The following is an 8,761-nucleotide window of genomic DNA, read 5'->3' as shown; positions in this document are numbered from 1 at the left end:
GATTGCGGGAATACTGGATCATGCCGTACAGGACGGTCTTGATCGCGTCGTTGAACGGCACAATGCTCTTCGGCAGGATCAGCAGGTAGGAAACCAGCTGCGACAGGGTCGGTGGGGTCGCTTGCGCCGATGCCGTCGCCGCTGCCGGAGCAAGCCCATTCAGTGCCTGCGGTATGGCGGAGATCAACGGCGACAGTTGGGCGGGCCCGCTGCCGGCCGCGGCGACGGCCGCCGCCTGCCCGCCCAGCCCCGAGGGGTCGGTGGTGGCCGGCGGTTCGGTGAACGGGGCCAGTGCGGTCGCGGCCGCCGACTGGGCCGCGTAGCCGTACATCGCGACCGCGTCTTGCACCCACAGCTGGGCGTACTCGGCGTCGAGTGCGGCGATCGCGGCGCTGTTCTGCCCGAGTATGTTCGTCGCGACGAGCGTCGCCTGCGCGCTACGGTTCGCGGCGATCACCGGTGGCGGTGCAACGGCCGCGTGGGCCTGATCGAAGGCGCTGGCCGCCGCGATGGCTCGGGCGGCGGTCTGCTCGGCCAGTGCCGCGGTGGCGTGGAGCCACGCGACGTACGGTGTCACGGCGGCGGCCATCGACTCCGAGGCCGGTCCCAGCCACCCCTCGTCGGTCAGGCCCGTCAGCACCGACTGGTACGCCCTGGCGGCCGAACCGGTTTCGGCGGCCAGCCGCGCCCAGGCCGTCGCAGCGGCCAGCAGCGGCCCCGACCCCGGGCCGGCATACAGACGCCCGGAATTGACCTCCGGCGGCAGCGCAGCGAAATCCATGGCGATCACCTCCCGTCCGGCCGCGGTCCGGTGCCCGGCGGTTCAGCCAGACCCGACGGAGGAGAGGCGCAGCCGGGACCGCCGGATGAACCCGGTGGCACCTGTTCGCCGGTGTCGAAGTAGACCTCGTGGACACCGGGTTGCCCGGCCACCTCACTCAGCAGGCTCTTGAGCCCGCCGCGCTCGACATGCCAGTGCCGTACCTGGCTGGCGCCGGTGAGCCGGCCGGCGATCCGCCCGCTGGGCGCCGGCGCCCGACCGCCACGTTGCCGCCGGCCGGTCCGCCCGGCGGCCAGACCTGCTGCCGCCATTCCAGCACCGTGTCCCGCGGGTACCGCCGCGGCGGCGGCGCCCGGTGCGGTGGGCGCCGCGGTCGCGGTGGTCGCGGTCTCGGGTACCGATTCGGCCCAGGACGGCGGCACCGCGAGCTTGCCGACCGCGCCGGCGTTCCCGCTGCTGGCGGCCACCAGCGGCTGGGCGCCGGCGGCCGTGGCCGTCGCTGGGAAACCACTGGATATCGTTGCGCCGGAACCGAACCCGGCTCGGCCGCCGGTGGCCTGGGAGATGTCGAGGTCGGTGTTGAGGTTGCGGGCGTACTGGCCCATGCCGTACAGCGTGGAGATGTTGGCGTCGTTCGCGGGCAGGATCGTGCGGGCCAGCGTCTCGAGATAGGAGGCGGCCTGAGACACCGGATCGGTGCTCTGCGCCGAGCCCAGCGCACCGACCGGCGCGGCTTGCGCGCTGCCGGAGCCGGAGAGCCCGCGCAGTGCCTGCGGTATGGCGTTCAGCAGTTGCGACAGCTGGTTACCGGTGCCGCCGGCAGGGGCCTGGGCGAGCGGGGCGCCGCGTCCGCCCGATCCATCGGTGACCGGGGGCGGCGCGGTGAACGGCGGCACCGCCGTCGCGGCTGCCGAGCGGGCCGCGTAGCCATACATCGCCATCGCGTCCTGTAACCACATCTGGTGGTACTCGGCCTCGGTCGCCGCGATCGCGGCCGTGTTCTGCCCCACCACGTTGGCGGCGACCAGCCCTGCCAACAGGCTGCGGTTGGCGGCGATCGCCGGGGGCGGCACCGTCGCGGCGAGCGCCTGCTCGAAATCGCTTACTGCCAGCATCATTCGGCTCGCGGTGTGCTCCGCGGCCGCCGCGGTGGCGCCGAGCCAGTTCGCGTACGGTGTCGCTGCAGCCGCCATGGCCTGCGACGCCGGGCCTAACCAGCTCTGCCCGGCGAGCTCGTCGATCACCGCCTGGTAGGACGACGCGACCGCGTTGAGTTCGCCGGCCAGTCCGCGCCAGGCGCTGGCCGCGGCCAGCAAGGAGCCGGTGCCGGGGCCGGCGTACATGCGCGCGGAGTTCAGCTCTGGTGGCAGTGCTGCGAAGTCCAGGCCGAACACCGCTCAGTCCTCCGCTGACGGCGGGATCACGATGATGGTTGCCTTGCTGGGCTTGCTGGGTTTGCTCGCCGCCGCCAGGCCGGTGGCCCCGCCGACCCCGCGGTCGGCGGCTCCCCCGGTGACGCTCATCGCGCGTCCGGCCAGGCTGCCCAGCGCCAGCTCGCCGGCCAGCCCGCTTTCGCTCTCCGCGGCAACCGCGGCGACAGCCCCCGGTCCGGCCTCCGGGAAGACCGCAGCGACCGCCTTCGCGGTGGGGGTCTGGGCGATCCAGCCCTGCGGCACCGACATCCGCCCGATCGAAGCGCCGGTGCCCAGCCCCGCCGACACCCCCGGAACGCCGGCCACCCGGTTGCTCGCCAGCGCGCCGGCCGGAAGCGCCTTCGGCGCGTCGAGCCAGGGTTTGGGCCCCATCGCCCGGTTGACCGCCGAGACCACGTTCGCCCCGTTCATCGGCAGCAGCACGCATTGGATCGCCAGCAGATACGGGATGCCGCCGATCCCGAACAGCGAAATCGGCGACAGCGGTCCGGCGAGGAAATCCAGGATCGACGTCGGTTCGGCCTGGGCCGCCCCCGCTACTGCCATGCTCTGCAGCGTCTGCGGCACCATCGAGATCAGCTGGGTCAACGACGATTGCGCCTGGGCGCCGGCGCCGGCCGCCGCCTGGGTGGCTGCCGCGGACTGGGCCTGCAATCCGGCCGGGTTGGTGGTCGCCGGCGGCGTGGCGAACGGGGACAGCGCGGTGGCACTGGCTGATGCACCGGCATAGCCGTACATGGCCCCGGCGTCCTGGGCCCACATCTCGGCGTACTCCAGCTCCGCGGCAGCGATCGCCGCGGTGTTCTGGCCCAAGATGTTGGTGGCGATCAGCGACAGCAGCAGGCTGCGGTTCGCTTCGATCACCGGCGGCGGCACCGTCGCCGCGAACGCCGCGTCGTAGGCGGCGGCAGCGGCCCGGGCTTGAGCGGCCGACTGCTGGGCCTGGGTAGCGGTGCTGCCCATCCACCCCGCGTAGGGCTGTGCGGCCGCCGACATGGTGGCCGCGGTCGGACCGGACCACGCCTGGGTGAGGCTGGTGACCACCGAGTTGTACGACGACGCGGTCGCACTCAACTCAGCGGCCAGCGCGTCCCACGCCGCGGCAGCGGCCAGCAACGGCCCCGAACCGGGACCGGAATACATTCGCCCCGAGTTGATCTCCGGTGGCAACGCTCCGAAATCCATGCCCTCCACCTCTGATCGATCGGCCGCCGCGTGGATCTCCGATCAGCCGGTGACGGTGCAATGCCCCGGTGGACGCGGGTCGGTCAGGCCCAGCTGGAGCCGACCGAGGCGTCGGTGTTGGCCATGTTGTTGCCGGCGGTCTGCACCTTCTGACCGTGGGCGTTGGCCTGCTCGTAGATGACCTGGAAGTTGCGGCCGAGCTGGGCCACGAACTCCTGGCAGGCCACCGAACCCGCGCCACCCCAGAAGTCCCCGGCAGCCAACACGTCATGCACGATCGCCTGGTGCTCGGCCTCCAACGAAGCGGCCTGGGCGCGGATCAACGCACCGTGGGCATCCACATCACCGAACTGGTAGTTAATGCTCATCTGTAGTTCTCCTCCTAGCTCGACAGGATCTGCTGGGAAGCAGCTTCCTGCTGCTCGTAGTGGTTCGCGTCGCGAATCAGACCATCGCGCACCCCGTGCAACATGTTCACGATGTTGCGAAACGCCGTCTGCATCTGACCCATCGTGTCGTAAGACGTCCGCTCGGCCAGACCACCCCAGCCCGCACCGGAGATGTTGGTCGACGACGCCCACATCCGCCGGGCCTCATCCTCCACCGTCTGGGCGTGCACATCAAAACGCCCCGCCATCGCCCGCATCGCATCCGGATCGGTCATAAAACGTGTTGCCATGAAAATCTCTCCTCGGTTCGTACGGCTTGTGAGAACTGGTGTGCCGCAGCTGAATCGGAACTAGCCAGCCGATGCGGCGTTGGCCGCTTCGGTGGCTGCATAGGAATTGGCACTGGTGTTCAGCGTGGCGACGAAGGCTTGGTGGATGGCCTCCGCCTGAGCGCTGATGGACTGATACATGCTGGCGTGCGCCGCGAACTGGGCCGCGGTCAGCGCCGAAACCTCGTCCGCTGCAGCCGGAACCACACCGGTGGTCGGTGCTGCCGCGGCGGCGTTCTGTGCGCTCAGCGCAGAGCCGATGGCGGCCAGGTTGCCCGCAGCGGCGGTCAGCGCCTCGGGTTGGGTGTTCACAAATGTCATGGGCCCCTCCTCCAAAGGTGCCGGCCGATCAACGGCCGACGATCACCGGGCGCGTCGAGCAGGTGGCCGGTTACAACGCCAAGGCGTTCATGCCGGAGCGCGCTCAACACAACGCATTTTAGAAAGCAGAAACGGCGCCGAAGCCGGATCGGAACGAAACACTCACCGATCTCGGGCGATAGGCACAATCACCGGGACACAAGTCTCGTCGTCACCTCCTCGCGCCACCGCGCACCGGTGGGGCTGGAGTGAAGCACCGGCCCCCTACCTGCGCAATGGTGACACCGGTATCAGCGAGCGTCAACCCGGGCACGCGGTGGTGGCACTGTGAATCGGCTGGCGGGAAGCTGTCGGGTCAGGACGGCTTCTTCTCGGCGACCGCCGCGCTGAGTCCTTCGAGGAGATCCTCGCGGGTCAATTCCTTGAACTTGTGCAACCATTCGTGGCTGAATTCGGTGACGTCGCCCGCAAGCACCGCGTCGAGTTCGGAGTCGTCGAGCCGGAAGCTGCGGTGGTCGCGCGCCTTCTCCACCACGTTGCGGACGAATCCGGCGTTGCCCAGCACGTCGATACCGCGGATCAGGTCGCCGTCTTCGGAGTAGTTCTCGTCGGCGTAGAACTTGGTGTAGGACGGCAGCAGCGCCTCGACTGCTTCGTCGCTGACCACGTCCTCGTTCTCCGCCCCCATCATCTTGGTCAGCTCCAACAGCTCCGGCGGGGTGTAACTGTAGAACTCGATCACCGTCGAGAACCGCCGCCGCAGGCCTTGGTTCACCTCCAGCATCTTGTCCATGGCGTTGGCGTAGCCGGCACCGAACACCACCAGTTCGTCACGGTGGTTCTCCATGTAGAGCAGCAACGTGTTGATGATCGCGTTGCCGTACGCGTCGCCCTGGCTGTAGCCGCGCTCATGCAGGGTGTGCATCTCGTCGAAGAACACTGCGCCGCCGAGCGCGCCCTCGAGCAGTTCCTCGGTGTTCTTCTCCGCGTCGGCCATGTAGCGGCCCAGCAGCTTGGACCGGTTGGTCTCCACCACCAGCGGTTTGCGCAGCACCGTCAGGCCGCACAACTGCTTGGTGAAGGCGCGCGCGACCGACGTCTTGCCGGTGCCGGGCGGGCCGAGCAACAGGGTGTGCCGCGAGGTGACCGGAACCGGCAGGCCCATCTTGGCGCGCGCCAGATTGACCTTGGTGGTCGCCTTGATCAGCTTGATCTCACGCTTGGCCTGCTCCATGCCAAGCATGGCGGCCAGCTCCGCGTCGCCTTCGGCCAGGTATCTGGCGGCCTCCTCGGCATGCCGGTGCGCTTCGGCCTGCTCTCGTGTCGGGGCACTGTCCGGGTCCCAGGGATCCGTGCGGGCCTCGATGGTTTCGGGATCGGTCAAAATCAGCCGGTAGTCCGGGTTGTCCAGCGCCTCACGGGCCGGTGCGAACTTCGCGTCGCGCGAATACACCCGGCGCAGCAACTCGACGGCTTCGTCCTCCCGGCCCAGGTGGCGCAGGCACATGCCCTGGGTGTAGAGCGCGACGTTGGTGGCGCCGGGCACCCGGTCGCCCTCGATCGCTTCCTGAGCCCGCCGCGTCGCCTCCTCGAACACCCCGAGCGAGGCCAGTGCCGTGGTGGCCATCGCCGAGGCCGCCGCCTTCAGCTCGGGCTGGCGCCAGGGCGCCGCCGCCGGGAACTGCTTCAGCACATCCGGCCAGCGGCCGGTCCGGAAGAACAGCAGGCCGCGTACGTAGCTGACCAACTCGGTCTCGAAGGGGTTTCGCGGCTCGATACCGTCGAGCAGCTTGGCCGCTTCCTCGTAGCGCTTGGCTTCGGCCAGCGCGGCGGCGTAGGCGGCGGCGAGCGACTCCACACTGGTCACCCGCAGCCGCAAAAACATCCCGTCGGAGACCTCGGGATGGAATTCCAAGTCCGACAAGCCAAGTCGCCGGGTTTCCCAACCGAACGTGCGGATCGTCGCCCACGCGTTGGCCAACACCTCGATGTCGGAGTCACCGGCGAGCACCCGGGCCAGCCAGGCATCACACATGCTCGGGTCGATCGTGGTGGCGGTGGTGAACATCTGCAACGCGACCTGCGGGTTATGGCTGGGTTGCAACCCGTTGACCGAGATCCCGGAGGCCAGCATGCCGGCGACCATCGCGTTGCGCGCGTCGGTCGTGGCGGACTGGGGCCCGGTCACGAGTGTGTCCCGGGCGCGTGGGCCGCGTACTCCGGCACGATGTCGACCGACACCGCCAGGTGCTCACCGTCCTGCAGGTCGCGGCCGGGCACCGCCATGCGCGGGTGCGCGGTAGGCGCCGGGAGGCTGGCGCACACCGCCTCCAGCTGACGCCGGCCCACAAACCGGTTCAGCGCGGCGCGCACGTTTCGTCCCAGCGGGCCGGCGCTGTGGTACCGCACCAGCACCGAGACGCCGGTCGTCCGGCCGCCGCCAGGGGCGAGGCGCACCGTCACCACTGTCGCATCGGTCTCCGGGTACCACAGCTGCTCGAGGTTCTCGGCGGAGATGTCGCCCGGCGATAACCAGAAGTTGGTGACCTGACCTTCCGGGCGGGGACGGAACAGCCGGTGCCGAAGCTGCCCGGCTTCCAGACCCGCCAGCACGGCGTCGTCAACGCCGTCGAACTCGTCGGCGCGCAGCGGCCGCGCGCTGATGTTGCGCCCGTCGATCTCCTCGGCCAGCCGCTCGGTGGCCGCCGCCAGGGTGGCGGCCAGTGAGTCGCGCGCCGCCACCGCATTGACGTTGTGCTGGGGGTCCATCCGCAGCACCAGCCAGGTCTGCCGGTGATCCGGCATCGACGCGGCGTCGTCGAAGTCGACCTCGTCGGCCTCGCGGGGAGCGCTGCGGGTTCCGACCGTGACAACGTCGATACTGTCCAGTCGCACGTCGAACTGGCGCAGTCCGGCGGCGAGGCGCTCCAGCGGCAGGGTCACCGGCTCTGCGCCGCGGCGGTGCCGGCCGCTCGCCTGCACCGCTCGGCCGCCCACGGCGATCACCGTCACCAGTCGGCCCTGGTGTTCGCGCATGCCGATCGGCTCCCGACCGAACCGCCGGTGATGATCAACCGCGGGGGTCCGGCCGCGGCTCAGCGCCGGTTCCGGGTCGGTGACCTGGTCACGCAGCCAGGCCGCCCACATCGTGCTGATCGGCACCCGCCGGTAGGTGACCAGCGCGATGGCCGCGACCAGCACCGCAATGCCGACACCCGACCACCATGCGTAGGTGGCGGCTTTCGCGTCGCCGGGCCACCGGCCGGCGAGGACCAGGATGCCGACGTCGATCAAAAAGACCGTGGTCACCCTCGTCCACGACAGGTTCAGACCTAATGCGTGCTGTGCCTTCATCGGTTCCTACGTGATCGTCGCAATGCTGCCACTCCCAGGGCCACGCCGGCCGCCGCGAGCGCCGTCAGCAGCCCGGCTCCGGCGACCCAGACCGGGGTCATGTCGCGTTCCGGCGGCATCGGCGGCACCTGCAGGGGCGCCGACAGCCGTTCCGGCGGTTGGGCCGGACCGTCGGGAACATCCCAGGTCAGCGCCGCCACCGGATCGACGATGCCGTAGCCGACCACATTGTCGACCCCGCGTGCTGGCGGACGGGCGGTGCGAATCAGCCGGTTGATCACCTGATGCGACGACAGTTCCGGGTATTTGGCCCGCACCAGGGCCGCTACCCCGGAGACGATCGCGGTCGAAAAGCTGGTTCCCGACGGCACCAGCAGCGAGTTCTCCGGTCCGTCCACGGCGTTCATCAGTCCGTCGTCGCGCGGTGAGAGACCTTCGATGTCAGTGCCGGGCGCGGCGATCGACACCCACGGACCGGCCACACTCGACTTGCCCAGCGGCGCGCCCGCGGAGTCGACCGCACCGACCGTCAACACGTACTCGTCGTACCATGCCGGCGTCACCACGGTGTTGACCCCGTTCCAGTCGCGCGGGTCATCAGGACGCATCGCGTTGTAGGTCGGGTTCTGCTTGCAGTCCCGCCAGCTCGTGTCGCCGGCGGCGGCGACGATCACCACGTTCTTCTCGACCGCGGCGTAGCGCACCGCCGCGCCCAAATCGGCTTGATCGAGCAGGGTCCGCACGTTCATGCAGATGGCTTGGGAGATGTTGATGACCTGCGCACCCATGTTGGCGGCGTGCACGATCGCCCGCGCCATGGTGCGCAGCCCGTCGGTCTTCTCCCGCAACTGCGGATCCTGTCCGTCCCCGAACGGCTCCTTGGGACCGAAGGCCGCGCTGTACTGCCGGATCGAGATCAGCTGGACGTCGGGCGCGATCCCGCTGAAGGCGTCGGGTGCCGTCCCCGGT

At 69.8% G+C, this 8,761-nt stretch carries 9 protein-coding genes; all 9 read right to left on the bottom strand.

Features of this window, described 5'->3' with window-relative positions; translation table 11 throughout:
- A partial coding sequence (locus tag A5694_RS06190; protein WP_131809529.1) for a PPE family protein occupies positions 1-781 on the bottom strand: 781 nt, incomplete at its 3' end.
- A 5-nt stretch (positions 782-786) separates the two neighbouring features.
- On the bottom strand, positions 787-2,175 hold the full coding sequence (locus tag A5694_RS06185) for a PPE family protein (RefSeq protein WP_064920965.1): 1,389 nt from the start codon (positions 2,173-2,175) through the stop codon (positions 787-789).
- A 3-nt stretch (positions 2,176-2,178) separates the two neighbouring features.
- Positions 2,179-3,399 (bottom strand): PPE family protein, encoded by a 1,221-nt coding sequence (locus A5694_RS06180; protein WP_082952537.1) that lies wholly within the window; start codon positions 3,397-3,399, stop codon positions 2,179-2,181.
- 83 nt (positions 3,400-3,482) lie between these two features.
- A complete protein-coding gene (locus A5694_RS06175; protein WP_064920337.1) occupies positions 3,483-3,767 on the bottom strand; it encodes a WXG100 family type VII secretion target in 285 nt (94 codons plus the stop codon).
- Between the two features lie 14 nt (positions 3,768-3,781).
- Positions 3,782-4,078, bottom strand: coding sequence for a WXG100 family type VII secretion target (locus A5694_RS06170; protein WP_064920336.1), 297 nt, complete (start codon positions 4,076-4,078; stop codon positions 3,782-3,784).
- A gap of 60 nt (positions 4,079-4,138) precedes the next feature.
- Positions 4,139-4,438 carry a PE family protein gene (locus A5694_RS06165; protein ID WP_064920964.1) on the bottom strand — a complete coding sequence of 100 codons (300 nt, stop codon included), beginning with the start codon at positions 4,436-4,438 and terminating at the stop codon, positions 4,139-4,141.
- A 355-nt stretch (positions 4,439-4,793) separates the two neighbouring features.
- Positions 4,794-6,626 (bottom strand): type VII secretion AAA-ATPase EccA, encoded by a 1,833-nt coding sequence (gene eccA, locus A5694_RS06160; protein WP_064920963.1) that lies wholly within the window; start codon positions 6,624-6,626, stop codon positions 4,794-4,796.
- Positions 6,623-7,792 carry a type VII secretion protein EccE gene (eccE, locus tag A5694_RS06155; protein WP_064920962.1) on the bottom strand — a complete coding sequence of 390 codons (1,170 nt, stop codon included), beginning with the start codon at positions 7,790-7,792 and terminating at the stop codon, positions 6,623-6,625. The genes eccA and eccE overlap by 4 nt, the downstream gene beginning before the upstream one ends.
- A partial coding sequence (gene mycP / locus A5694_RS06150) for a type VII secretion-associated serine protease mycosin (RefSeq protein ID WP_064920961.1) occupies positions 7,789-8,761 on the bottom strand: 973 nt, incomplete at its 5' end. The genes mycP and eccE, both read right to left, overlap by 4 nt.

The sequence above is a fragment of the Mycolicibacter sinensis genome (assembly GCF_001667945.1).
Lineage (GTDB): Bacteria > Actinomycetota > Actinomycetes > Mycobacteriales > Mycobacteriaceae > Mycobacterium > Mycobacterium sinense_B.
This window is presented reverse-complemented; position numbering and strand designations above follow the sequence as displayed.

Bases quoted from the DNA above. Each gene is read 5' to 3' on its own strand.
- A5694_RS06180 (WP_082952537.1), bottom strand. From the start codon at position 3,399: ATGGATTTCGGAGCGTTGCCACCGGAGATCAACTCGGGGCGAATGTAT.
- A5694_RS06175 (WP_064920337.1), bottom strand. From the start codon at position 3,767: ATGAGCATTAACTACCAGTTCGGTGATGTGGATGCCCACGGTGCGTTG.
- A5694_RS06170 (WP_064920336.1), bottom strand. From the start codon at position 4,078: ATGGCAACACGTTTTATGACCGATCCGGATGCGATGCGGGCGATGGCG.
- A5694_RS06165 (WP_064920964.1), bottom strand. From the start codon at position 4,438: ATGACATTTGTGAACACCCAACCCGAGGCGCTGACCGCCGCTGCGGGC.
- eccE (WP_064920962.1), bottom strand. From the start codon at position 7,792: ATGAAGGCACAGCACGCATTAGGTCTGAACCTGTCGTGGACGAGGGTG.